Annotated in this window: 24 protein-coding genes and 1 pseudogene; 7 read left to right on the top strand and 18 right to left on the bottom strand. The window is 59.0% G+C overall.

Features of this window, described 5'->3' with window-relative positions; translation table 11 throughout:
* Window positions 1–161 precede the first annotated feature (161 nt).
* Together istA and istB are read left to right on the top strand one after the other, a co-directional pair.
* A pseudogene (istA, locus tag T331_RS18650) lies at window positions 162–1,232 on the top strand (IS21 family transposase); the annotation flags it as partial.
* On the top strand, window positions 1,222–2,016 hold the full coding sequence (gene istB, locus T331_RS0115550) for an IS21-like element helper ATPase IstB (protein ID WP_026440696.1): 795 nt from the start codon (window positions 1,222–1,224) through the stop codon (window positions 2,014–2,016). The pseudogene istA and the gene istB, both read left to right, overlap by 11 nt.
* 444 nt (window positions 2,017–2,460) lie before the next feature.
* On the opposite strand, the gene T331_RS0115545 is transcribed toward istB, so the two are convergent.
* From T331_RS0115545 to T331_RS18645, 14 genes are all read right to left on the bottom strand, one after another.
* Window positions 2,461–3,180, bottom strand: coding sequence for an RES family NAD+ phosphorylase (locus T331_RS0115545; protein ID WP_026440695.1), 720 nt, complete (start codon window positions 3,178–3,180; stop codon window positions 2,461–2,463).
* Entirely contained in the window at window positions 3,177–3,590 is a 414-nt protein-coding gene (locus tag T331_RS0115540; protein ID WP_026440694.1) for an MbcA/ParS/Xre antitoxin family protein, read from the bottom strand. The genes T331_RS0115545 and T331_RS0115540 overlap by 4 nt, the downstream gene beginning before the upstream one ends.
* A 207-nt stretch (window positions 3,591–3,797) precedes the next feature.
* Complete coding sequence (locus tag T331_RS0115535) at window positions 3,798–4,808, bottom strand: SMP-30/gluconolactonase/LRE family protein (RefSeq protein WP_026440693.1); 1,011 nt, start codon at window positions 4,806–4,808, stop codon at window positions 3,798–3,800.
* Between the two features lie 10 nt (window positions 4,809–4,818).
* Complete coding sequence (locus tag T331_RS0115530) at window positions 4,819–5,517, bottom strand: SDR family NAD(P)-dependent oxidoreductase (RefSeq protein WP_026440692.1); 699 nt, start codon at window positions 5,515–5,517, stop codon at window positions 4,819–4,821.
* 8 nt (window positions 5,518–5,525) lie between these two features.
* Entirely contained in the window at window positions 5,526–6,662 is a 1,137-nt protein-coding gene (locus T331_RS0115525) for an FAD-dependent oxidoreductase (protein WP_026440691.1), read from the bottom strand.
* Window positions 6,663–6,675: 13 nt separating this feature from the next.
* Entirely contained in the window at window positions 6,676–7,788 is a 1,113-nt protein-coding gene (locus T331_RS0115520; protein ID WP_244876981.1) for an alpha/beta hydrolase family protein, read from the bottom strand.
* Between the two features lie 57 nt (window positions 7,789–7,845).
* On the bottom strand, window positions 7,846–8,181 hold the full coding sequence (locus T331_RS0115515) for a Rieske (2Fe-2S) protein (protein ID WP_026440689.1): 336 nt from the start codon (window positions 8,179–8,181) through the stop codon (window positions 7,846–7,848).
* Window positions 8,163–9,089 carry a VOC family protein gene (locus T331_RS0115510; protein ID WP_026440688.1) on the bottom strand — a complete coding sequence of 309 codons (927 nt, stop codon included), beginning with the start codon at window positions 9,087–9,089 and terminating at the stop codon, window positions 8,163–8,165. Before T331_RS0115510 ends, T331_RS0115515 begins: the two co-directional genes overlap by 19 nt.
* Window positions 9,089–10,045 carry an NAD-dependent epimerase/dehydratase family protein gene (locus T331_RS0115505; RefSeq protein WP_026440687.1) on the bottom strand — a complete coding sequence of 319 codons (957 nt, stop codon included), beginning with the start codon at window positions 10,043–10,045 and terminating at the stop codon, window positions 9,089–9,091. Before T331_RS0115505 ends, T331_RS0115510 begins: the two co-directional genes overlap by 1 nt.
* Window positions 10,042–11,877 carry a phytoene desaturase family protein gene (locus tag T331_RS0115500; RefSeq protein ID WP_026440686.1) on the bottom strand — a complete coding sequence of 612 codons (1,836 nt, stop codon included), beginning with the start codon at window positions 11,875–11,877 and terminating at the stop codon, window positions 10,042–10,044. The genes T331_RS0115505 and T331_RS0115500 overlap by 4 nt, the downstream gene beginning before the upstream one ends.
* Window positions 11,878–11,889: 12 nt before the next feature.
* A complete protein-coding gene (locus T331_RS0115495; RefSeq protein WP_026440685.1) occupies window positions 11,890–12,870 on the bottom strand; it encodes a fumarylacetoacetate hydrolase family protein in 981 nt (326 codons plus the stop codon).
* A 10-nt stretch (window positions 12,871–12,880) separates the two neighbouring features.
* Window positions 12,881–13,630, bottom strand: a complete 750-nt coding sequence (locus T331_RS0115490; protein ID WP_026440684.1) for an SDR family NAD(P)-dependent oxidoreductase — start codon at window positions 13,628–13,630, stop codon at window positions 12,881–12,883.
* On the bottom strand, window positions 13,627–14,928 hold the full coding sequence (gene hisD / locus T331_RS0115485; protein WP_026440683.1) for a histidinol dehydrogenase: 1,302 nt from the start codon (window positions 14,926–14,928) through the stop codon (window positions 13,627–13,629). Before hisD ends, T331_RS0115490 begins: the two co-directional genes overlap by 4 nt.
* A complete protein-coding gene (locus tag T331_RS18645) occupies window positions 14,925–15,374 on the bottom strand; it encodes a VOC family protein (protein ID WP_035180424.1) in 450 nt (149 codons plus the stop codon). Before T331_RS18645 ends, hisD begins: the two co-directional genes overlap by 4 nt.
* A gap of 80 nt (window positions 15,375–15,454) precedes the next feature.
* Between T331_RS18645 and T331_RS18640 the strand changes: the two genes are divergently transcribed.
* A complete protein-coding gene (locus T331_RS18640) occupies window positions 15,455–16,423 on the top strand; it encodes a LysR family transcriptional regulator (RefSeq protein WP_211248747.1) in 969 nt (322 codons plus the stop codon).
* On the opposite strand, the gene T331_RS0115470 is transcribed toward T331_RS18640, so the two are convergent.
* From T331_RS0115470 to T331_RS0115465, 3 genes are all read right to left on the bottom strand, one after another.
* On the bottom strand, window positions 16,424–17,227 hold the full coding sequence (locus T331_RS0115470) for an SDR family NAD(P)-dependent oxidoreductase (RefSeq protein ID WP_026440682.1): 804 nt from the start codon (window positions 17,225–17,227) through the stop codon (window positions 16,424–16,426).
* Complete coding sequence (locus T331_RS19625; RefSeq protein WP_073211975.1) at window positions 17,224–18,522, bottom strand: carbohydrate porin; 1,299 nt, start codon at window positions 18,520–18,522, stop codon at window positions 17,224–17,226. The genes T331_RS0115470 and T331_RS19625 overlap by 4 nt, the downstream gene beginning before the upstream one ends.
* Window positions 18,523–18,613: 91 nt before the next feature.
* Window positions 18,614–19,846: an MFS transporter gene (locus tag T331_RS0115465; protein WP_081822290.1), complete on the bottom strand. Its 1,233-nt coding sequence runs from the start codon at window positions 19,844–19,846 to the stop codon at window positions 18,614–18,616.
* Between the two features lie 488 nt (window positions 19,847–20,334).
* On the opposite strand from T331_RS0115465, the gene T331_RS20065 reads away from it, so the two are divergent.
* The 3 genes from T331_RS20065 to T331_RS0115455 are packed head-to-tail and all read left to right on the top strand — an operon-like array spanning window position 20,335 to window position 22,435.
* A complete protein-coding gene (locus T331_RS20065; protein ID WP_155992750.1) occupies window positions 20,335–20,904 on the top strand; it encodes a hypothetical protein in 570 nt (189 codons plus the stop codon).
* Window positions 20,904–21,785 (top strand): P-loop NTPase family protein, encoded by an 882-nt coding sequence (locus T331_RS0115460; RefSeq protein WP_026440680.1) that lies wholly within the window; start codon window positions 20,904–20,906, stop codon window positions 21,783–21,785. Before T331_RS20065 ends, T331_RS0115460 begins: the two co-directional genes overlap by 1 nt.
* A complete protein-coding gene (locus T331_RS0115455) occupies window positions 21,773–22,435 on the top strand; it encodes a hypothetical protein (RefSeq protein ID WP_026440679.1) in 663 nt (220 codons plus the stop codon). The genes T331_RS0115460 and T331_RS0115455 overlap by 13 nt, the downstream gene beginning before the upstream one ends.
* 20 nt (window positions 22,436–22,455) lie before the next feature.
* On the opposite strand, the gene T331_RS0115450 is transcribed toward T331_RS0115455, so the two are convergent.
* A complete protein-coding gene (locus tag T331_RS0115450; protein ID WP_026440678.1) occupies window positions 22,456–22,878 on the bottom strand; it encodes a GFA family protein in 423 nt (140 codons plus the stop codon).
* A gap of 223 nt (window positions 22,879–23,101) precedes the next feature.
* Between T331_RS0115450 and T331_RS20485 the strand changes: the two genes are divergently transcribed.
* The gene (locus T331_RS20485) at window positions 23,102–23,338 is read left to right on the top strand and encodes a PIN domain-containing protein (RefSeq protein ID WP_244876980.1); all 237 of its coding nucleotides are present in this window, start codon (window positions 23,102–23,104) and stop codon (window positions 23,336–23,338) included.
* Window positions 23,339–23,614 lie beyond the last annotated feature (276 nt).

The raw sequence follows: 23,614 nt of genomic DNA, 5'->3' as shown, positions 1-23,614 counted from the left end.
TTCACGAGGCGCAAATGCCCGAGTTGCTGACCCACCCGAAAACGCCGGAAATAGCCCCGCCAGGTGGCCGGATTTAAATCGGAATCCTGGCCGGCTTCATCTCGGAATGGTGGCCGACATCAAATCGGAATCCCCGGCCGGCTTGCCTCGGAATCCGCACGCATACCAAGCTGTCATACAGCCGCGCCTTCATCATCCGGGCCTATCTGCTGCAGACACATGAGATGCTGTTTGACGCGCATACCCACGCCTTCCGGGCGCTTGGCGGTGTGCCGCGGCGCGGCATTTACGACAATATGAGCACTGCCGTGGACAAGGTCGGCCGCGGCAAGGAGCGCAGCGTCAATCTGCGTTTCCAGGCGATGACCAGCCATTATCTTTTTGAACCTGATTTCTGCAATCGTGCGGCAGGTTGGGAGAAGGGGCAGGTTGAGAAGAACGTCCAGGATGCCCGCCACCGGCTGTGGCAGTCCATGCCGCCCTTCGAGACCCTCGACGCCCTCAATGATTGGCTGGAGCAGCGCTGCCGGGAGCTGTGGGCGCAAACCGCGCATGGTGGCGAGCCGGGAACGATCGCCGATGTCTGGGCGAGCGAGGTCGAGAGCCTCATGCCGATGGGGCGGCCGTTCGATGGGGTCGTGGAACACACCAAGCGGGTCTCCTCGACCTGCCTGATCCATTTTGAGCGTAACCGCTACAGCGTACCGGCCTCTTTCGCCAACCGGCCGGTCAGCCTGCGGGTCTATCCCAACAGGCTGGTGGCGGCGGCGCAAGGGCAGATCATCTGCGAACATCCGCGCATCATCGACCGGACGCATAATGGCCCGGGGCGCACCATCTATGACTGGCGGCATTATCTGGCGGTGATCCAGCGCAAGCCGGGCGCCTTGCGTAACGGCGCGCCGTTCCTGGAATTGCCCGACGCCTTCAAACAGCTGCAACAGCCTCTCCTGCGCCGCCCCGGCGGTGACCGGGAGATGGTGGAGATCCTGGCTCTGGTGCTGCACCATGACGAGCAGGCGGTGCTGGCGGCGGTGGAACTGGCGCTGGAGGATGGCGTGCCGGCCAAGACGCATATCCTCAACCGGCTCCACCGGCTGATCGACGGCACACCCGCCACCCCGCCAGCCGTAACCGCGCCGCAGGCGCTGAGCTTGGCCAATGAGCCCAGGGCCGATGTCGAACGCTACGACAGCTTGCGCCAACCCAAGGAGACCCGCCATGCGTCATGATCCCGCCGCCGGCGCGCTTGTCATCATGCTGCGCAGCCTGAAGATGCACGGCATGGCACAAGCGGTCGACGAACTGGCGCAGCAGGGCGCGCCAGCCTTCGAGGCCGCCATCCCGGTGCTCTCTCAACTGCTGAAGGCCGAGACCGCCGAGCGCGAGGTCCGCTCCATGGCTTACCAGCTCAAGGCGGCGCGCTTCCCGGCCTACCGCGACCTCGCCGGCTTCGACTTCGCCAGCAGCGAGGTCAACGAGGCCCTGGTCAGGCAGTTGCATCGCTGCGACTTCATCGAGCCCGCGGACAATGTTGTGCTCGTCGGCGGGCCGGGCACCGGCAAGACCCACATCGCCACCGCACTCGGCGTGCAGGCCGTCGAGCATCACAAAAAGCGTGTCCGCTTCTTCTCAACCGTCGAACTGGTCAACGCCCTGGAACAGGAAAAAGCCCAGGGGCGGAGCGGCCAGATCGCCGGCCGCCTGATCCATGCCGATCTCGTTATCCTCGATGAGCTCGGCTATTTGCCCTTCAGCGCCTCGGGCGGGGCCTTGCTGTTCCACCTGCTCAGCAGGCTCTACGAGCGTACCAGCGTCGTTATCACCACTAATCTGAGCTTCAGCGAATGGTCCGCCGTCTTCGGCGACGCCAAGATGACCACCGCCCTCCTCGATCGCCTCACCCACCACTGCCACATCCTCGAGACCGGCAATGACAGCTTCAGGTTCAAGCACAGCTCGGTGCAGAAAAACCAAAAACGAAAGGAGAAAAATCAGGCCTTGACCCCATCTTGAAACCCAAACCATAACCAAGAGGCGGGTCAATTCTCGGTGGAATTCCCGGGTCAGATCTCAGCGGAAATCAACATGTTTGGCCTATTTAGCGCCTTCTGCGGCGCTTTATCTCTTTGTTTTTATTTGAAAATTTGGTTGCGGGGGCACGATTTGAACGTGCGACCTTCAGGTTATGAGACGGAACGTTATTAAATTTAATCAATTATATTCTTCTATCTTTCAAAATCGTGCGTTCACTACCCTAAATACTACACTTAAAAATCCTCGCTCGTTTCGATTTTTGGCTCAAAATGCCCTAATTGGCCAACCAAAACACAACGCCCGCACCACCTAATGCGAGGCGTACCCAAATTACCCATTGGCTTCTCAAAAACCCAGAGCAGGCTGAAAGATGTAACTTCGCAAAATGCAGACATATCTGGCCCTCGTTTGCTCGCGCCCCCTTCAGAACTCCCTCACCCGAAAAACTTCCCCTGTCTCCGCATCGCGGACCAAATCAACGCGACCACCATCCCAGTGATAATCAAGATGGCGCCCTTGCACGGGCGGCGAAGCTAGATCCGGGTAAAACAGCCCCACGCAAATACCGTCAGGGTCACGCCTGCTGGGGTAGACCAGCCCCTCAGATCCGCTGTTTCGCAACGCCGCCGCCAATTGTTGCGCCATGGTGTAATCATCCCTGTCCAGTGCAGGCAGGGATGCGGCGGGCCCGCCCCACAGGTCATGCAGCGAGGCCTGGATATCCAGCACAAGTTCCCGGAACTGCGATGTCCAGCCAGGCGGTTGGCCGGTCTGTGCCATGAAGAGGGCCTGGTGGTAAATGGTTTCAAGCAGGGCCGTCTCATATGTCCGCGCGGCGTACAGCACGCCATAAGCCCCTGCGCTGAACCGGCTCGGTCGCTCAGGACTGACATGCGTGAAGGGGGCCATGAGGTAGCTCGCCCCCGGCCCTGAAACGCGCCGCTCCACCGGCACGAGATCAAGGGCGCCGATCGTTTCCATGAGGCGCGGATTGGTCTTCTGCTCAGCGGCAATCAATAAGGGCCAATCTTCTGGATCGGCGATATCCTCAAACAAATCGATTGGCGGATACAGGCTGCGGATGATCCGCCTGGCACCACCCCAATGAACCGGCGAGATGGGGACGATCGACGGATCGATCACCAACCACCACGCTCCGCATCCAGATAATACCGCACACGCATGAGATCGGTTAATTCGCCATGGAGCATGACATCCAAAGCCGAGCGGCCGCTAAATGCCGCATTCGGGGCTTTGATCCAGCCATAGCCGCGCGCCGGCTCCTTGAAAATGATCCGCAAGGCTTTGTGGATCCCCATGAGGTTGGAGAGCCTAGCCTTGCCGTCACGGCCAATCCGGCCAATCTCGCCTGTCTTCCAGCGGGCAAAGGTACGGCGGGGCAAGTCAAGGATGATCGCGGCCTGGTCGTCTGTCACCCCCCATAGGCGGAAAAGGTTCAAGGCCGCACGGAACATGGCGCCTGCCTCTTCATCGGTGATCGGGTCAGGGGAAAAGGGCTTCGGCGCAACGATGATTTGGCTAAGCACAGACATGAGCGACTCCTGTCATATGACCATATATATGCTATATAACGCCATATGGCAATAACCTCTCTTCTCATGCGGCGCTTACCGCCGCATGAACCTAAGCACATATCGCTACAGAGACAGATCAACTGCCTATACCTCATATCCCATAGAAAGGAAGGAACCAGCCAACGCTCGAAAATCACCTGTTTTACAGCGTCCTGTTAAGTGTAGTCATGGCCAATGTGCCAGCTTCTGCCCGGCCACAGGAGCAGTAAAACAAGGCAAGGTGGTACCCAGTAGGCTACCCAGATAAACCGTGCGCAGATCAGGTCCACCGAAAGTCAGGCTCGCCATCATCGGCGCTAAGGTGCCCTTACAGGCCCCCATCAGCGCCGGGGTAGTTGTACCTTTAGCGTAATGACGCTCGTATTCCGCTAAAGCCACCGGATTGCCGTCATCCAGTAGCGTCATCACCTCACCGTCTGGCGTTAATGCAATTAGGCGTTCAGTCAGAATCAATGTGATCCAGAGGTTCCCATAGGCATCGAAGGCAAAACCATCCGGAAAACCGCCAAGATCGCTGGGTCCATAGATCTCGCGGCCATATGTGCTGCCATTCTCACGCACACGCAGGCGAGAGATACGACGAGCATTGGTCTCTACCACATAGAGCCATTCCTCATTGTCGTCGAAACGTATCTCGTTGGTACCGACGAACCCGTCCGCAACAATGCGCAGCCCGCTCTCATCGATCAACCCGACATAACCATCCGCCGTCTTCTCATTGATCGAGCGTGTCCACGGCACCTGCCGGGTGGTAACAGTGAACCAGATACGCCCGCGCCTATCTGTCAGCACGAAATTCGTCTTACCAAGCGGCTGCCCGTCGAGACTGTCATACAGCGTTCGTGTTTCACCGTCACGGGTCATCAACTCGATCGCATCGGTCCCAAAATTGGCAATGAAGATATCACCACTTTTATTAAAGGCGATACCATTGGGCAGGCTACCTCCCATCACTGCGTTGTCGGCAGTTAATTGCCGCTCGCCGATACCTTTCTGGCAGATCAATGTCTGCCCCCCATCCGGCGCAATGCGCATCACGCCCCGCGCATCAGCGGCCCAGATCGTACCGTCAGGCTCTGCCAGAATGCATTCCGGGCGCTGCAAATCACGCCCATGAAAGCTGAGTTGTGCCCTGTCGACCTGCCAACCGCGTAGCGGATTATCCTTCGTGGTCATGTCTTTACCCCTAGAACCCGAAGCCGCCGCCATCAGCGTTGATGACCTGCCCAGTGACGAAACCGGACGCCTCCGAGGCCAGAAACAAAAGCGGTCCCACCAGATCTTCCGGCTCTTCCGTGCGCGGGATGAATTGCCGTGCCTTCACCCCTTCAAAAGCACCGGGCGGCAAATTGGCGAGCGTGCCATCATGCATTGTAAGTCCTGGCGACACCGCATTCACCGTGATCCCACTTCCACCAAATTCAGATGCCAAGGCGCGCGTTAAACCGATCACAGCCATCTTACTCGTGGCGTAAGCTGTCATTCCCGGTGGCGGCCCCCAGACCGTGGAAGACGCAAAATTAATCACACGCCCATAGCCGCGCGCTGCCATACCGGGACACAGCGCCTGAGCCAGCAGGAACGGCGCCTCCACATTCACGGCCTGAATGTGTCGCCAGACTGCGGAGGTAAGCTGAGCAAATGGCACGAGCGGCATGAAGGCGGCATTGTTAATGAGGATATCAACCGTGCCCGCTTCCGCCGCCAGATGTTTCACGGCATCGGGGTCTGTCAGGTCCACAATAATCCGCCTGGCGGCAGACGGTGCCGGAAATGCCGTACGGTCGGTGACGACAAGGGCGTAGCCCGCCTGAATGAGCGCCTTGGTGAAGACCTGCCCAAGGCCGCCTGCCGCGCCGGTGAGAAGAACAGTGCGTTGTGCCATGATAAACCTCAGATCGGCAAAGTCAGTTCGTGCATGGCATGGGCCATGACCTCGTAATGCTCGTCACGCGAGCCACCATGCTGTTCAATCTCTCCCAACCGCAGGGAGCTGCTTACGACCAGCCTTGCGCGATCATATCGGCGGCCGGCGTAGGAGATCAGCGCGCCCTCCAGCGAATGGCAGCGGAACAGCTCTTCCGCCAGCACCACGGCACCTTCCACCGCAATACCTGCCCCCATGGCGAGGTGCGGCGTAGTGGCATGCACAGTATCGCCCAGCAGCACCACGCGGCCCTTATGCCACGGCCCAGGCACCATCAACCCCGCCAGCGGGCGGTAGACGATGGAGCAGGAAGAAAGATCGCCTCCATCCTGAAGCTTTTCACGAAACTCCTTTACTGCCCCGCCAAACTCCTCCAGAAGCCCGGCCAAAAGATGCGGCCATGTCTGCAATTCCAAAAACTCCATGCCCGCGCGCTTATCCAGCAGGAACAGGTAGCCTTGCGTATCGCTCACGGGGTTCAGCCCGGCCTTTGCCGTTTCACCCATCAGGATCGTGGAATTGCGGCGCGTACGCGGCACAATGGCGCGCCAGGAACCCTGCCCCGTGAAGCGAGGTGCTGGTGCGTCGGGAAACACAACTTCGCGTACCTTGGAATTCACGCCGTCCGCACCGATCACGAGATCATAGCGGCCCGAGCTGCCGTCGGTGAGGCATACATTTACGCCCGCCTCGTCCTGCGCCAGAGTATTGAAGGTCACACCCACGCGCGCCTTCGCGCCGGCGCGCTCCGTGGCACGGCGCAATATATCGGCCAGAGCGGGACGCAAAATGCCGCTGGCTGCGGGCAAATCTTCCGCGCCAATCGCGTGCTCCAGCGGATTGGTCCGCAGCACCGTGCCATCGGCGGCGCAGATATCGATCTCCGACCAATAGCCGCCATGCGCCAGAACCTCATCGACAACACCAACCTGCCGCAGGGCCCGCAAGGTGGCGCCGCCAAGCGTAATACCCGCCCCTGCCGCGTTCCAATCCGGGTTGATTTCTACAAGCTCGACCTCAACGCCACGCTTGGCAAGCTCGATGGCCGCACACATGCCGCCAATACCGCCGCCGACGATAAGGCAATTCTTGATCAGGCCCATTGTCTTCTCCCCTTCAGGCGGTATGGCCGCCCAGTATCTCGGCCAGCCAATCGGCGATGATTGCACCGGCATTGTTCGGATTATCGAGCGAGGAATGTTCAACTCCGCCCTCCCGCACGGTGAAAATCACCAGATCGCGCTGGGGAGAATTCACCAATTGCTCATAGGTCTGGCGCGCGTATTTCAGCGGAATCTGACGGTCGTTCTCACCATGCGTGACCAGAAAAGGCACCTTGATTCTATCCAACACGCCATCGAGATGCATCGCCTCAGCTTTGGTGAAGAAATCACCTTTGTCCTTCACCCCGAACACCCATTCCACATGCTTCCAGTAATGCGGTACCGGGTTTTCGCCTTCCCGCCTCAGCCGCGCCTGTTGCACGGCGCGCCAGTCATGGTTTGCGCCCCACACGGCACCGCAGGCAAAACGCGGCTCGAAGGCCACCGCGCGCGGGCAGTAATAGCCACCGAGTGATACGCCAAGCGCGCCGATACGCGCCGGGTCTATATCCTCGCGCGATTGCAGGTAATCGACGATTTTAGACGCCCAGATTTCGGTATTCGGCACCGCAGGAAAATTCTGCAATCGCAGCGCCTCGCCCGTGCCCGGTTGGTCGATGAATAGAGCCGAAAGCCCGCGCTTTGCGAACATCGTGCCCATGATGCTCCTCTGTAAAATCTCCTTGGTGCTGTCGAGCCCGTTCATCACCACCACGATTGGCGCACGAGGCGGCGCATTCTCCGCGCGCACAAACAGCCCCGCCAGATACGCGCCCCCATAGGGAATCTCGATCCGCTCACAATTTATCCCCGCCAACTCGCGTTCCTTGGCGAACAACGCCAGAGACTGCCGGTACATCTCCAGCCGCTTCTCAAATCCGTGCGCCTGCATGCGCTCGGCGATGGCGTAATACAAAGCCGCACGGCCGAACTGCTCACCGGCGGAGATTTTCCGGCCCTTGGCTAGGTTTTCCTCGGCAAGCTCGATCAACCTGTCGCCGCCCGCCGTCCAGGCGGTAAAGAACGCCTCGGTGCCCGGATCATCCCCACCCGCGGCCGCATCGCGCAGGGAGGCACACATCTCATCCACCTCGCCGACATTTCCGCCATGCGTCAGCGCGATCATCACCGACAGGCTCCAGACATAGTTTGTTGGAAAATACTTAAACATATTCGATCCTCTTCAGATCTCGGCCCAGATCTCTCCGTCGATGACGGAAAAGGGCACGGCGGTCAGCGACTGTCCGGCGCATGGACCGGCGAAACAAAGGCCGGTCTCGGGCGAAAAATGCGCGGAATGGGCAAAACAGGTGATGTGCGCCCCGCCCGGTGACAGGAAATGATGGCGCTTCAACTCCAAGGGCCTGTGATTATGCGGGCAATCATTTTCCCACAAAAACAATTTGTCGCCGCGCTTCAACGCGATCACCTTGTCGTCGTTGCCAGACGGCGCGAGACCAACGGCCCCGCCTTCCGGTACGTCCGCCAGGACGCCAAGCTTTATTCGCCTGGGGCCCATTTGTCCTTGGCCTCAAAAAGGAAAATTTGGGAATTATCGGCACCAGGCAGCATCTCGCGCGGCGTCCAGGCGTCATCATGCAAATCCATATCCGCGTCAAACTCCATGGTTCCCCCGAAGGGAGAATTGAAGTACCAGAAATAATTACTGCCCATGATGTGGCGCCCCGGCCCCCAGAAGCTCTTGTAGCCGCGCTGGGCGAAGCGCCAGCCCGCATGCAGCACTTCATGTCCGGAGCCCAGATGGAAGGTGAAATGATTCATCCCGACCATGTGGCTGTTGAAGCTCTGGATCATGAACAGGTTGTGGTGGTCCAGCGTGCCTGCCGGCCGCATGAATGGCCCCAGCCCGATGAAGCGGTCAGTCACGCGGAAGCCCAGCCGGTCCTTATAGAAGGCTTCGGCCTTTTTGACATCAGGCACGAAATACACGACATGCGAAAGCGTGCGCGGACGAATGATCTCCGTCTTGGAGGCCGCGCACTCATTCACCCCGCGGCCCGGAGACTGACCGGGAACATTGAAGCGTAGCAAAGGCAGTTCGAACTTGCGGCGGCGCGTGACGCGGAAACCAAGGGCAAAGCCACCATCATCGACGGCGTGAATCGTGCCTTCTGTATCAGTGCGCACTTCACGGTCCTTGCTCAGCTCGGCGGCGATCTCTTCCAGCACCGCCTGACTCGGGACGCCATAGATCGTCTCGCGCAGATTTGGCGACGGCGCATTGGACGGCGGCAGGGAAGCATCGCTCGCATGGCGCAATACCACAGACGTCCCGTCCGCCGCCTCGTAAGTGCCGCCGGCCGGCCCCGCGTCGCGCTCATCCAGCCCGTAATCCAGCAAGTAGGTCCGCGCGGCCGCCATATCCTCGGCTCCAAAAACCAGTGATTCCAGCCCTAGAATTTGCATTATTCCTGTCCTTCCTCCGACATCGCGCGCGCCACCAGACCGGCCGCGGTGCCATCATGTTTAAAACCAAGCGCCTGTGCGCGCGGCGTTTCGATCGGTGGGTAGCTGGCGAAGTTCGCCTGCACGAATACGTCCGGCTCGTACGTCACCAAGCCCGTCCGATCAGCGCCGAAACGTGCCGCCAGCGCCGCCACCACATCAGCCATGCTCAGGCGCAGCACCGGCATCTGCACCACGCGCCTCGAGGACAAGCTTGCCGGGTCGAGTGTTGCGGCATGCAGCAGATTGTCCACGCAGGCGCCAACGGAAATCCACCAGGCCGTGCCATCGGCCGATACAGGTACAGTGATGGGCATGCCGTCACGCAGCTTCCAGAAAATCTGGCTCATGAACGCTGAAATCAACCCCGCGCCATCGCCCGGCCTGGCGACGACACCGGGAAGGCGAAGGCTGCAGCCTTGCGCCCACCCCTTGCGCGCGGCATCCGCGACCAGGATTTCTCCCACGAGTTTCTGCGCGCCATAGCTCAGCGCCGGTGCGGGCAATGTTTCCTCCGTCACCACAGGCGGCAGCGTCTCACCGTAAACGGCGACGGTACTGGCGAAAACAAAGCGCGGCGGCTGAGCCTGTTCGCGCAAATCCTCCAGCAGGCCGAGCGTGGCCTCCAGATTTACTGCGCGGCCGAGATTATAATTCCGTTCCGCTTCCCCGCCGGGAATCGAGGCCAGATGAAACACGGCATCAACCGGCTCCGCGAAAGCCTGACGCCGAAGCGCCTGATCAGCGATGCTGCCGGCCAGTTGCCTGATCCGCGCATCGTCAGGCGCCGTTGCAAAATGCGTATCCAGAAGCGTGAGACGTTCGACGCGCTGACCGCCAAGCCCCTTGGCAAGAAGACGCCGAACGAGACACCCGCCGACAAATCCCTCCGCCCCCGTGACGACGGCGTGCGTCATGGCTGGTTCCCCTTACGGAAGGGCAAACTTGCCAGGAAGGCGAGATTCCTAGCGCCCAGAAGTTTCAGCCCCGCACGGGCGGAGGGCCCATCCAGCCGCGCCTCCATGGGCAACGTCCCCAGGCTGGTGCCCTTGATCACCAACTCCTCGCCATCGCGGCGGATCGCCTCGACGCGCATCAATTCTTCATCCGCCGGGCCACGCAGCACCATGCCCTCGCGCAGCACCGCCACCTGGGTCTTCGGCGCCTCGGGTTTTTCGCCGATTTGCGAGAAATCCAATCCCAAATCATCGAACATCGCAATTGCCGTGGCGCGTCCGGCACCATACACGCCGCCGCCCGGATGCTGGAAAGGGCCGGCGAGATAGAGCCGCTCCACCCCCGGCACGCGGAACTGCCCAAGATCGCGCGTCGGGCGGCTACCGGCACTCTGATAAAAATACGGCGCCACGCCGTGCAGATCGCCGCGCATCATGGAATTGGGCGAAGACCGCTCAAGATCCACCGGGCTGACAATCTTGCGCGCGATGATGTTATCGGACGTCAGGTTGGAAACAAATTTGCGGTAATGCGCCAGGGACAGATCGCCGATCTCTTCCTTCACCTCGTCCCAGTTCCGGCCATCGGCCAGCTTGTAGGGAGCAAAGGTGATACCATGGAACATGCCGCAACCGGGCGGCACCCGCGACGGATCGCCGATACTCTCATCCCCGCCCGCACACAGCCTCCGCGGTGAGATCTCGCCGCGGCGGAGCGCATGGAAATCGGCGATCATCTCGTTGAGATTGTCGGTCGCCATGAATTCCAGCATGGTGGCGTAGCCGACCTCTTCTCCCGCGTGGTATTTCGCCTTTTCACGCAGATCGTAATGGCTGACCATGATGCTGAACGGTGCCAATGTCGCGCGCGCCGCGCGTTCACGCACGGGCGCGGGCACGCCTGCAACGAACTTTTCCAGCACATGAGGATGAATGGCGCCAATGACAGCGTCGCGCGCGGTGAATTCCTCGCCGCTCGTCATGCGTACACCCGTGGCGCGCCCGGCGCTGGTAAGCACCTGCGCCACCTCGGCATCGCAGCGCACCTCGCCCCCATGCGCCTCAATGCAGCGCACCAGCGCTTCCGTCAGCTTGCCGCTGCCGCCGACAGGCTGGGACACGCCGTAAGTGTGGATGATGCCCGGCATCAGCAACACGCCCATGCCGGTGCCCAACTCATCCGGGCATTGCAGATTTTCTGAAACGAGCCGTAACAGATGAATCTTGATCTTATCGGATTCATAAAGCTGGTTGACAAGATCCAGGCAATCACGCTGCATATAATCCAGCATGAGCTGGCCTTCCTCGCTCTTATCGAGCATCGCGACCAGATCAGCCAGAGGTGGTGGTGGCGCGTACAGGCCGGGCATGAAGAGTTGAAGGATCTTCATGCTCATCTTTGAGAAAGCGCGATATGTTTCCGCATCCTTCTTCGAGACGGTGGCGAAGTTCGCGCAGGTCTTGTCCAAATCCTTGTAAGTGAACAGCACCGACTGGTCCGGGAAAATCGTCGCGTGCGGCACGGGTGAGTAGTGATAATTCAGACCGAACTTGCCAATCAGCCCCAGCTCATCCTGCCGCAGCATCGGATTGCCCTGGATCATGATGTGCACGGAGCTATGCTCGTCATGCCAATAGCCTGGCGTACTCAGCTGCCGCGTCGAGACGCCGCCGCCAGGATAGGATTTGCGCTCCAGCACCAGCACCTTCTTGCCGGCTTTTGCGAGATAGGCGGCGGCGGTCAGCCCATTATGCCCCGCCCCCATGGCGACGATGTCGTAGTTATTGCTCACGCGCTTCCCCTGTCAGTCCGCTTTGACGAAACGATGCTCGATGGCACCGAAGATGCTGGTACCGTCGGCGTTCTTTACCTCAAAGCGTAGCGTCTCGCCGAAATGGACGAAATCCGTCAACGCCTTTCCATGTGCAATGGTCTCAACAGCGCGGCGTTCAGCCAGACAGGCGGAGCCCACCTGCTCGTAGCCGCGATTGGAGACCGTGCCCGACCCCAAAATTGTCCCCGCCTTCAGATTACGGTTATAAGCCAGGTGCGCCAACAGCTCGCCGAAACTCCAATCCATCTCCCGCCCATTCGGGTGGCCGAACCATTCGCCGTTACGTGATACGCGCATGTCCAGCTCGACCCGGCCATTCGCCCAGCCATCACCCAGTTCATCCGGTGTCACCGCGACGGGACCGAACACCGAAGCGGGCTTGGCATTGATGAAGCCAAACCCCATCGACAACTCGCGGAACAGATGCTTACGCATCGACACGTCGTTGAGGATGGTCACAAGCCGTATCTGGCTTTCCGCCTCCTCCGGCGTGCTGCCCATGCCAATATCGCCGGTGATAACCGCGAATTCGCCCTCGAAATCGCATTGATCCTCTTCCGTCGGAAAGGGGTAGTCATCGCGCGGGCCATGAAACTCATCACCTTGGCGCTGCACCAGCACCGCGATTCCAGGCGTCTTCTTCACCGTCAGGTTAAAGGCGCGCTCCATGATGTCGCCATGATTGAGGAAGGCCGAGGCATCAACGAACTGGTGGGCCCGCGGCAGCGGCGCGGTGACGGCGGCGGGATCGAACGCGAATGCGCCGGGCGCCTTTCCAGCGCTCAACGCCTGGTATAAATCTTCAAGCCTTGGGCTGAATTCGTCCCAATTTTCCAGCAGGCTTTGCAGCGTGGGCACGATGCCAGCGGCCGAAACCGCGTGGGACAAATCCCGTGACACGAGCAGCAATGCCCCGTCGCGGCTGGATGTTTTCAGACTGGCAAATTTCATGTCTGTTCCTTCAGGCCAGGGGGCGGCCGCCATCCACGGGGATGATCGCGCCCGTGGTGAAATTGAGTTGTACGGCGGCAAGCACCGCCTGACCGATCTCTTCGGGGGCAGCCAGCCGCTTCAGCGGCGTGCGGGCGGCCTGTTCGTCGCGCCAGGACTGGTCCATGGATTTCACGAATTCCGTATCCACCAGCCCCGGCGAGACGGAGACGACGCGGATGGCAGGCGCAAGCGCGCGTGCCAGCGACTTCGTCATATTGTCCAAAGCCGCCTTGGAGGCGCAGTATGCCACATTGCTGCCCATTGCTGTAACCGCGGCAATGGATGAGATATTCACCACCACGCCCTTGCCGTTGGCGGCAAGCAAGTGCCGCAAGGCGCGAACAGCGGCGAACGGGCCACGCACATTGGTCGCCAGAATCTGGTCCATCAGCGCGTCGTCCAACCCGTCGAGATCCGCGTGCGGCACGAAGCGCGTCGTTCCCGCGCAATTCACCAGGATATCGCAGCGCCCATAGCGGGCGACGACCTCTTCCGTCAGCGCCGCCAGCCCTGCACTGTCCGTCACCGGGGCGCGTAGCGCCGCATGCGGCAACGCGGCGGGCGGCAGGGCCGCCGCCAACGCCTCAGCGGCGGCGGCGGAGCGATTATAACCCACCACCACGCCCGCCCCCGCGTCGGCCAGGGTACGGCAAATCGCCTCCCCCAGCCCGCCGGCGCCGCCGGTAATGATTGCGAGGGAGCCGGCGAGACTTGTCACGCCGCCTGCCCCGCCGCGTTGGAACCACCAAAACGGCGCACGCGGATGGCCGCCTGCTCGGCATGGCCGGGGAGATGTTCCAGCCTGCACAATCTGTCACACACCTCGCCGATAGCGGCCGATGCCTCGTTTGTCAGCACGCGCTGGTAGGTGTGGGTCTTGATGAACTTGCCCACCCACAGACCACCCGTATAGCGCCCGGCGCCTTGCGTCGGCAGCGTATGGTTTGTGCCGATCACCTTGTCGCCATAGGCGACGTTGGTGCGCTGGCCAAGGAACAGCGCGCCATAGCGGGTCATGCGCGCCAGATACCAGTCCGGGTCCTTCGTCATCACCTGCACATGCTCGGAACACAGCCGCTCAACCTCGACCAGCGCCTCCTCGTCCGTGTCGCACAGAATGATCTCACCATAATCCTCCCAGGCCGTGCGGGCGGTCGGCGCACTTTCCAGCCGGGCAAGAACGGTCTCGATCGCTGCGGGCAGCTCAGCCGCGATTTTCTTGCTGGTGGTTATGCAATAGGCGGGTGAGGTAGGGCCATGCTCGGCTTGCCCCATCAGATCCACAGCCACAAGCTCGGCATCCACCGTGTCGTCGCAGATCACCATCGTCTCGGTGGGGCCGGCCAGCAGATCGATGCCCACGCGCCCGAAAAGTTGACGCTTCGCCTCCGCGACAAACGCGTTTCCAGGACCGACGATCATATCCACCGCCGCGATGCTGTCGGTGCCGATCGCCATGGCCGCCACGGCCTGTACACCGCCAAGGCAATAAATCTCATCCGCGCCAGCCAGATGCATCGCCGCGACAATCTCGGCACTCGGCTTGCCGTTCTGCGGCGGCGCGCAGGCGACGATACGCTTCACCCCCGCCACCTTGGCGGTCAGAACGCTCATGTGCGCCGAGGCAATAAGCGGGTATTTGCCACCGGGAATGTAACACCCCACCGAGTTCACCGGGATGTTGCGGTGCCCCAGCACGACGCCTGGCAGCGTCTCGATCTCGACGTCGCGCAGCGTAGCTTTCTGAATCTGCGCGAAGCGGCGAATCTGCGCCTGCGCGAACTTGATGTCCTCCAAAGCCTGCCTGGAAAGGCTCGCTATGCAGGCGTCGATCTCGTCCTGCGTCAGGCGGAAGCTCTCGGGTTCGAATTTATCGAACTTCGCCGCGTATTCGCGCACAGCCTCGTCGCCGCGCGCTTCGATATCAGCGATGATCGCTTCCACCGTGGCGCGTATCTGCGCATTGTCAGCCGCGCGCTGCGCTTTGCGGACACCCGTCTTCAATTGCTGAATCACGTCTCACTCCCATTTTCAGGATACGCCGACGCAGGCGCAAAAGGTTGCAAGAATTCTATGAGATTGCCCGCACAATCGCGCACAAACGCAACAGGCTGGCCATTCACCGTCACTTCAAAGGCGATATCCGCCCCCGCCGCCTTCAGCCTCACGACGGTCGCGGGAACATCTTCCACCTCCAAGCAAAGATGCTTATTGCCATGCGTCTTCAAATCTAAATTCGGCTCCCGCCGGTCGGCTGGCAGCGGCGCCGCACCTGGCACCTCAAAGAGCTCGATCCTGAAATCCCCACACTGCATGAAGGCGATTTCGGCCGGAATGGCGGCCATGTAGTGCCTTCTTTCAAGCGTGAAGCCGAGCATTCGGCCATACCAGTCAAGCGCGGCATCCAAATCCGGCACCGAAACGCCGAAATGTTGCGCGCGCCATGCCCCAGCAACGCTCATGTCGCTAATATCCTGGTCATTTTTCACACCCCATGTCATTTTGTCATTCGTGACTGGGGATATTAAGCCTTAGGCAGATCTTGCTGAAAATCAGAATATTTCAAACCAAAGAATTGACGAAATCAACAGCTGAGGCAAAATACGGTATGCGGCTTGGTCATTTTGATATGAATTTGTTCGTTGTCCTGGATGCTCTTCTAGACTTGAAGAGCGTTACCAAGGCCAGCGAACGCCTATGCATCGGCGCTTCCGCCACATCCAGCGCCCTCGGCCGGCTGCGCGAGCACTTTAAGGACGATCTTCTTGTCCAGATCGGACGCCGCATGGAACTCACTCCGCTTGCAGAATCCCTGCGCGAACCTGTGCGCGATATTCTCCTGCGTTCACAATCCACGTTGACCAGCAAGGCCGCCTTTGAGCCTGCAACCGCGCAGCGTCATTTCGTGTTTAATGCCTCGGATTATTCGGCAACCGTGTTCCTGGCCCCGCTGCTGCAACGCCTATCGCGCGTGGCACCAGGCATTTCGCTGGATATCATCGAGCTTGGAAATAACAACCTTGCCAAACTTGAACGCGGCGAGGTGGATATCGCCATCTATCCTGAGCGCAATGCCAGCCCGAACTATCCGGCTGAAACCTTATTTGAGGAAGACTATGTTTGCGTGGCCTGGGAAAAAAGCCGTCACACCGGCCCCCGGATCAGCTTTAACGACTATATCGCGGCCAAGCACATCTCGGTCCGCATGGGAGAGCAGCGTATCCCCTCCTTTGAGGAATGGTTTCTATCCGCTCATGGTATCAAGCGCCAAATCGTCGCTACAAGCTCAACCTTCAATGCTCAACCTATGATGATCCTGGGTACAGAATACATCGCCACCATGCATCGCCGGCTGGCGCAAATTTACGCGCGCCTGTTGCCCTTGCGACTGCTCACGCCTGAATTCGAAACACCGGGCTTATGCCTCGTGATGCAATGGAATCACTTCAATAACAGCGATGCGGGGCATCGCTGGTTGCGTGAGCAACTTAAGACCATTCAGCCTGTCTGATTACCAAGCCGTGGAACCGCCATCGACCGGCAGATTGGCAGCGGTGACCCAGCTAGCCTCTTCGCTTGCCAAATAAACTGCGGCCCAGGCGATATCCTCCGGCTGTCCAATTCGCCTCACCATCGCCTTGGCCATGGCCTGATCTTTAAAGCCAGGATCCTGCGTCATATGAGCGCGCGTGGCGGGCGTTTCGATCAACGCCGGTGAGATCGCATTAACCCGTATGTTATGCGGCGCACCTTCCATGGCGAGTTGTCTTGTCATACCAAGTACTCCCGCCTTACCCGCGCAATGGGCCAAGGCTGGCGATCCCGGCAGGGCCATCATGGCATTGGCGGAAGCAAAGTTGATCACCGCCCCTCCGCCCGCAGCAACCAACGCCGGCCACGCCGCCTTGCATAAAAGAAACACAATATCCAATTCACCGCGAAGGGTGAATTTCCATTGCGCTTCATAGTCCATCTCCTGCAACCATGCGAAGGCCGCGAAAGCTGCCGCGTTTACAACAACATCCACCCCGCCCATCTGCGCGCGGGTAAAAGCCACTAGGGCCTCCGCTCCGCCCGGCGCAACAAGATCAAGTGGATACATACAATGCAAAGTGAGATTCTGGCTTCTGGCCTCATCCAGAAGCGCTTCGGCCGCTTCGGTAGAAATGTCACACCCCACCACCTCTGCCCCCTGCATCACGAAAAGTAGCGCGCATGCCCGGCCGATACCTCCGCCGAGCCCTGTTACGATCACACGCTTGCCCGCCAACCTGGTTCCACGCTCAAGGGGTTTATGCTGTCTTACTTGGCTCATGGATAGTTATAATGCCCCAAGCCAGCCATTTGACCAATCAACGCCACAAACGTGAAGCCCACATTGAATCCGTCATGCGGCCGATGCGTGGAGGTGGGAGATGCCCAGGCGTTCGAATTCAGGATATAAGTTGCGTAAGGCTGAAAAATGAGGCTCGGCGTCAGCACAAACGTAGCATCCGTGCCAAAACCATATTCATTAGGCCCAACCGTATAAGGGCTACCTGTTGATGAAAGTTGAGCTTTCTGCAGGTAAGCCTGCTCGTCGGATGTCAGCCGGACCCAGGTGAATTTCAACCCGTAGCTATCGAATGGTCGGCTGGGAAACATTCCCTGTACCGTCAAGCCTGCATCGAGATTATCCCGCAAACCATCGCCCGTTTTGCCGTTGAACTCTGTGACATCCGCCACAAATGCAGAAAGCGATGTTGACAGGGGATTCTGGTTCTTACGCCAAAAAGTCTGCTTTGCGCTCAAGAATATGCCAGAATTTCCATTGGTCACCTGTCCCGTCAAGGGGTCCGACTGGCTTAGTGTATTGCGATAAAACATTGCTTCATAAGCGCTCGGATAAAGGGCTTTATGAGGATCCGTGCGATAGCTTATGTCAGCAAGATAGACATTCCCTGATGGTACTCCGTAGTGATAAGATTCCCAGCCATTTGAAAACGGGAAGGCCGGGTCATATTTCCAAAACCCTCCTTGTACGCGCAATGCAGGGGTAAAATTATATCCGGCTCGCGCGCTCCAGTTCGCATAAGGTGGTGGTGCAAACCCGGCATTTTTCTGAATCATCGTGGTAGAGGAAATGCAGGCAAATTGCTGGTCGCATGTCGCCAGCGCGAAATAATCACCCGCATTGCTGCGGCCGCCTTCAATAAAAGCTTTGTCGTTTAGGAATTTTTGCTCCAACGTGAAGCGCTGAAGATGCGCCGCCCAGGGTATATATGGCCCCGGATTGCCACCAATCACATCACCGACCTGATTACCATAATTCAGATTGGTAATCTTCGGAATCACCATCTCTTGAAAATGTACGGATGTTCCTTTTAAGCCAATCATCTTACCAAGATCGAGATCCGCACCCATATCCAAAATGGAGACAAACTCACTGGCGCCGGTTTCTTGTCCTTGATCGGGCGACGCGATACCAAGCTGAACAAAAGTAGCATTCGGATAAAATCCAACGTTATTCAGTGTTTTACTAATGCCACTCAAGGGGCCACTGGAGGTTTGTGCCGAGGCCAAACCCGCAATGCCAACGAAATAGGTTGTCGCGAGAATCAGTCTTTTCATCTTGTTTATTTCCTTGTCATGGTACCGCCGTGTAGGCACACTGATTCCTGCCCAACACGGGCACGGCCGCCATTTTAATTTTAATTGATTGTTAGATCGTGTTGACCGCCTTGCTGCGATCCGCTGATACCATGCCCTGAATAATCGCCAGCAACACCGCCACAAGGATTGCAGAACCACCGAACGCATAGAAAGCGGTCAGAGGACTCCCTCCCAAGGCCCGCTGAACAACCCCAAAAAGGAAACCCGAAATCGGTTGAGCGATGAAAAAGGACGAAAAATACGCACCTGTTCCCTTACCACGATACTCATAGGTCAGCAGACCAAGTACCCAGGTCATCAACCCGGTCAGCATGAAACCGCAGCCAAACTCATGAATAATCATGCCCAGCGTGAGCAATGGCAAAGTTGACATCGCCGCCATAGTAATCAACCCGGCACCGCCTAGAACAAAAGCTAGCACAACAAGCGACTGCACTTTTACGTTGCGTTTACGCAGCTGGTTGAACGTGAACGCCCCCACAGGCATCGCCACGGACCCAATAGCACCGATCATACCCGCCGTCGCTGGCGACTTAAAACCGTGCGCCGCGGAAATCACGCCGATTTCAATCTGCGGCAGCATAAAGACAATTCCCCCAGCAATCGTCACCACGCAGATTGCCAGCAGACGAAAGAACGGGAACGGCCCGGCAGCCATGACCGCCTCATCCAACTCCCGGCGAGAATGATGTCGCTCCGGCTCCCAAGTGAAGGCCAAAACAGCCAACAAAAATACCACCGCCAGGGCATAAACCGCATAGGGCATACGCCAGTTATGACTAGCTAGCGCCCCGCCAATTGCAAAAAAAGCTGTAGCGGAAAGCGAGGCAATGCCTGTATTCATTGCCAGGAATTTCTCGCGCTCAAGATCAGTGAAGAAATCGCCCAGCATGGTGATAGACGCGGACATCAAAACAGTCTCGGCGACACCAACCCCAAGACGGCTGATGATAATATCCGTGAGGTTCGAAAGATAAAGCGGAGCAGTGCCAAATACAGGATAAGCGATCAGGCTACCAATCAGCAACTTACGCCGGCCGATCCTATCGATAATCATACCCGCGAATGGTGATAGCAAGGCAACGCACAAAGCTGGACACGTCAAGGAAAACACCACAAGCTGCTGAGCACCGTGTACCCCGGCAAAAGCCTCCATCATCGCGGGCACGGCTGGCGCCAGCAGCACCACTGCCATGGTCGAAAGCAGTCCTAATGAGACGAGCAAGATTCCTTGAAGATTTTCTGGCTGCCTATAAGCAGCCTGCTCTGATATATTGGACATAGTTCCCCCATTGGGCGCTTCGCGCCATCACTTGTTATCATAATCCCAGAAGCACGCTTTCGCTGAACGCAATTAGGCAGAAAAACGTTGCAAGAAGCAGCCTAGATCTCTGCGGTCTCGGACATTTTTCCCCTCCAAAAGGCTCTTAATTATACTTCTGCCACTATAGGCTGGAAAATTCACATTCCATCAATCAGATTGTAATGGCTTTAGCGTTTGATGCAATCAAACTATATATTCTGTCTCACTGTGCTTACAAACGCTGCCGTATACGCTAGCATTCCTTGGTCTGTCGTAGAAACGTAACCCGATACCACACCAGACCAACGAGATTAGAGATAGCCTTTGCGCCAGCCATTGCGCAGGCCAATGAGATAGCCATTGCGATAGCGATTGAGCTAGCCAACGAGCTATTGATTGCACCAGCGATTGAGCAATCTACCGTCTCCTACTTCCGATTCGGAAGATTGCCCGCAGCGCCAAAAATAGTGAAACTCCTCGCCGCTATTTTTGAAAGACTGTTCATGTCGCTCAAGCGCAGACCAACCGATGCCGACATCGAAACCCTGGCTGAAATCTTCCGCCCGCTCTGGCGGCAAGGCGATATTATGCGCCCGTGGCTGCGACAGCACCATGAGCTGCTGCGCTCGCTCGTGCATGGCGATTGGTCCTGGGCCGCGGTTGGCGCAGCGCTGACCAAGCTCGGCATCACCTATCGAACCGGCACACCTTGGACCGACAAGAGGCTACGCAGCGAGCTGTCACGAGCGCTGTTGCCTCTCAAAGGCTATCGACAACGGCCGCCAAAACCCGAAGCACAGCCAACGGCCGAAACTACCCTACCGCCCGGTGCGGGTGCTCAAACAGACCTGCCGCCAAATCCGCCATCTGCGCCCAGCATGCCACCGCCGCCAGCGGTTGCCGCGGCGCCCCGCTTCAAGCCCGCCTCATTCCGCATCCCGGAATCATCACCCGCGCCAAGTGAATCCACCCCGGCGGAAATCACCGGCAACTACCGCCAGAAATTCGGCCCATCTGAACCCAAGGAGCCAAGCTGATGCCCGAAGACAAACCGCAAACGCCCACCACCCCAACCAAGCCATCCGGCGCTACCCCCTATAGTCCCAGCACGGTGAAATTCACCGGCCCGCGCGCCGACATCATCAGCCTGGCGCCACCCCGAGAACCTGAGCCCGCGATCGAGCAAGGCATCGACCTTACCGGCAGGGCCAAAATCATCTTCGCCGCCGGGCGGGGCAAGACCGGCAAGACCACGCTGCTCCGCTGGCTGACCGAAACCTCTATCCGCAATGGCGGCGCGCCCATCCTCGCCGATGTCGACCCCAGCAACGCCACCTTCTCAGCCTATTTCGCCGATGTCGCCCGGCCGGATACCGACAACCCCGCCGGGGTCGCCACCTGGCTACAGGGGTTGATCGAGTATTGCATCACCGAACGTCAATCCGCCCTCATCGACCTGGGCGGCGGCGACACCACCCTGCGCTCCCTCGCCGCCGAAATGCCGGGCCTGGCCGCGCATATCGAGGCCGCTGGCATGGCGCCGGTAATGTTCCACCTCACCGGCCCGCAGCCCGAGGATCTCCTCCCTGCCCTCACTTTGGCCGCCCGCGGCTTCACGCCGACGGCGCAAGCCCTGGTGCTCAACGAATATGGCATTGAACCGGGCTCGACCCGTGAGCGTGCTTTCAACCGCCTTACAGCCTCATCCGCATACGGCGATCTCACGGAAGCCTGCGTGAAGCTGTGGATGCCCAGGCTCCACGCGGCCGAGGCCGTGGAAAGCCGACAATGCAGTTTCTCCGCCGCGCGCGATGGCACCATCAATCCGCCGCTCGGACTATTCGACGCCGCCCGGGTGCGCGTCTGGCTGGACGCCATGGACCGCCGCTTCGCCGGGGTCAGATCATGGATCCCATAAGCCCCACCTCCCGCCGTGAGGCCCTGCACGGGCAGATCGCAGACGCCCAGATGGTCCTGCGCCGCGCCGCCGCTGCCGCCGCCCTGAAAAGCGACCCTCTGGCGGAACAGTTGCAGGCTCTGGCCGTGTGCGTCGGCGCGCTGAGTGACCTCTACCAGGCCAGCGAGGCCACCCAGATCAATATCGCCAACACGCTGAAAACCCAAACCGGCGCCATCGCGAATGAAGCCATTGATCGGGTGCACGCCTCGGGCATGGACATCGTCAACAAACTCGCCCCGCAACTAGCCAATGCCGCTGACCGCACCATGCGGCTAAAAATCACCACCCTGCGCATCCGCAGCATCGTGGCCCTGGGTCTGGCATTGGCACTCGCCATCCTAGTGCCCAGCCTGTTCACCTATGCCGCCGGGCTGAATGACGGCCGGTTCCAGGCCGAAATCGCCGCACACATCATCCCCGCCGCCATGAAAGCCAGTCCGGCCGAGGCCATCGCCTGGGGGCAGCTGATGCAGGATAATGACGGCGCCACCGCCATGGCCGCCTGCCGCAAATCCATGCAGCAAGACGCCGATGGACGGCATTACTGCTTCATGCCGGTCTGGACCGACCCGATATCCCCCGCCGTGCCTTCAGCACCGGTTCAATAACTCACCAGAAGCATAACCTGTCATATGGGAGCCGCTCGTCGGCCGATGATGCGAGCTTTCTGCACATAGTCAAAGCCGCCCTTGCCCGACCAGGCTAGTCCATCAGGATAGCGCAATTCTATTCCGGCGAGATCCCTCTCGTCCGCCAAGCGCATATTGACACCCATCTGGATGTTTCCGAACTTCGATACGGCGCTTGCAGTCAACACAAAATGCGTCGTTGAACCACAATTTGCACAAAATTGGATTTCCGCGGCCGGGTCTTCCTTGTCTTCCCGGCTATATCCCTTTGTGGTTCCCTCAATGCCGATTTCCGAAGGATGGAAATAGGCCCAGCGAGCGCCCGATTTGCCGCAAAGCGTGCAGTTGCACTCATTGATGAAGTCCGGTCGCTTGGGGATTTTGATGTGGACTTGGCCGCAAAGACAGGAAAGATTCAGCATTCCCATGCCATACCAAAAGAGCCACTTGTCTGATAGAGATCATTCGGTTTCTATCATCCCTCACCGTTCCTTCGCCCGTGGTGTTGATCGGATCGCATCTAAACGATGGGCGGCTTCTGGAAACTGCCGTCGCGCGGCTAAATGTCGGAAACGGGTGCAAAGGGCACCGAACTGCAGGTTTCCGCCGGTGCGCTGCCGGCCGTCTCAAAATAGCGCGTAGTCCATGGCCCCCGGCTTCGCCGACATCATCATCGCCGCCACGGCCCAGCACCACGGGCTAACCATCCTGACCCGCAATCTGCGGCATTTTGAGCCGCTGGGCGCGGCGGTACATGATCCGTTTGTTCGCTTGCCCCGAGCACGGTCGTGGTCGGCAGAAATGCTCAAATACCGTCATTCCGTCTCTGACGGCCACTTCCGGCGTACTGGCGCCCAATTTAGCCCTTCAGAATTACCGTAGCCACATCCCGACTGCGGTAATTGCCTCAGTGAGCTCGAATCACTTGGGCGGCTGGAGTGGGAGCATTAAACAGTGCATCTAATCAGATTAACTTGACAGTTTAACTTATTATAAGCCAACTAGCTGGCATGACTGCTGAACAGAAGGACAATCAATCCACCCGCGCCCCGGCCTTGGCGCAGGATCTTCGTGCCCTGCTCAGCAAGCTGAAACGCCGGCTGCGCGAACAGGGAAATATGGGAGACCTGACGCCATCCCAGGTATCCGTCTTGTTGC

Origin of the sequence: Acidocella facilis ATCC 35904, from assembly GCF_000687875.1 — a bacterium.
GTDB lineage: Bacteria > Pseudomonadota > Alphaproteobacteria > Acetobacterales > Acetobacteraceae > Acidocella > Acidocella facilis.
Note: the sequence above shows the minus strand (reverse complement) of the source record. Positions and strands in the feature narration are given on the sequence as shown.

Excerpts from the sequence above, each read along its gene's own strand:
- T331_RS0115450 (WP_026440678.1), bottom strand. The coding sequence starts at position 22,878 with ATGCTGAATCTTTCCTGTCTTTGCGGCCAAGTCCACATCAAAATCCCC.
- T331_RS0115515 (WP_026440689.1), bottom strand. The coding sequence starts at position 8,181 with ATGGGCCCCAGGCGAATAAAGCTTGGCGTCCTGGCGGACGTACCGGAA.
- istB (WP_026440696.1), top strand. The coding sequence starts at position 1,222 with ATGCGTCATGATCCCGCCGCCGGCGCGCTTGTCATCATGCTGCGCAGC.
- T331_RS18645 (WP_035180424.1), bottom strand. The coding sequence starts at position 15,374 with ATGAGCGTTGCTGGGGCATGGCGCGCGCAACATTTCGGCGTTTCGGTG.
- T331_RS0115520 (WP_244876981.1), bottom strand. The coding sequence starts at position 7,788 with ATGATCGCGCTGACGCATGGCGGAAATGTCGGCGAGGTGGATGAGATG.
- T331_RS0115530 (WP_026440692.1), bottom strand. The coding sequence starts at position 5,517 with ATGGCACAACGCACTGTTCTTCTCACCGGCGCGGCAGGCGGCCTTGGG.
- T331_RS0115510 (WP_026440688.1), bottom strand. The coding sequence starts at position 9,089 with ATGCAAATTCTAGGGCTGGAATCACTGGTTTTTGGAGCCGAGGATATG.
- T331_RS0115495 (WP_026440685.1), bottom strand. The coding sequence starts at position 12,870 with ATGAAATTTGCCAGTCTGAAAACATCCAGCCGCGACGGGGCATTGCTG.
- T331_RS0115525 (WP_026440691.1), bottom strand. The coding sequence starts at position 6,662 with ATGGGCCTGATCAAGAATTGCCTTATCGTCGGCGGCGGTATTGGCGGC.
- T331_RS0115460 (WP_026440680.1), top strand. The coding sequence starts at position 20,904 with ATGCCCGAAGACAAACCGCAAACGCCCACCACCCCAACCAAGCCATCC.
- T331_RS0115465 (WP_081822290.1), bottom strand. The coding sequence starts at position 19,846 with ATGTCCAATATATCAGAGCAGGCTGCTTATAGGCAGCCAGAAAATCTT.
- T331_RS0115535 (WP_026440693.1), bottom strand. The coding sequence starts at position 4,808 with ATGACCACGAAGGATAATCCGCTACGCGGTTGGCAGGTCGACAGGGCA.
- T331_RS19625 (WP_073211975.1), bottom strand. The coding sequence starts at position 18,522 with ATGAAAAGACTGATTCTCGCGACAACCTATTTCGTTGGCATTGCGGGT.
- T331_RS0115505 (WP_026440687.1), bottom strand. The coding sequence starts at position 10,045 with ATGACGCACGCCGTCGTCACGGGGGCGGAGGGATTTGTCGGCGGGTGT.
- T331_RS0115455 (WP_026440679.1), top strand. The coding sequence starts at position 21,773 with ATGGATCCCATAAGCCCCACCTCCCGCCGTGAGGCCCTGCACGGGCAG.
- T331_RS0115470 (WP_026440682.1), bottom strand. The coding sequence starts at position 17,227 with ATGAGCCAAGTAAGACAGCATAAACCCCTTGAGCGTGGAACCAGGTTG.
- T331_RS0115540 (WP_026440694.1), bottom strand. The coding sequence starts at position 3,590 with ATGTCTGTGCTTAGCCAAATCATCGTTGCGCCGAAGCCCTTTTCCCCT.
- T331_RS20485 (WP_244876980.1), top strand. The coding sequence starts at position 23,102 with ATGGCCCCCGGCTTCGCCGACATCATCATCGCCGCCACGGCCCAGCAC.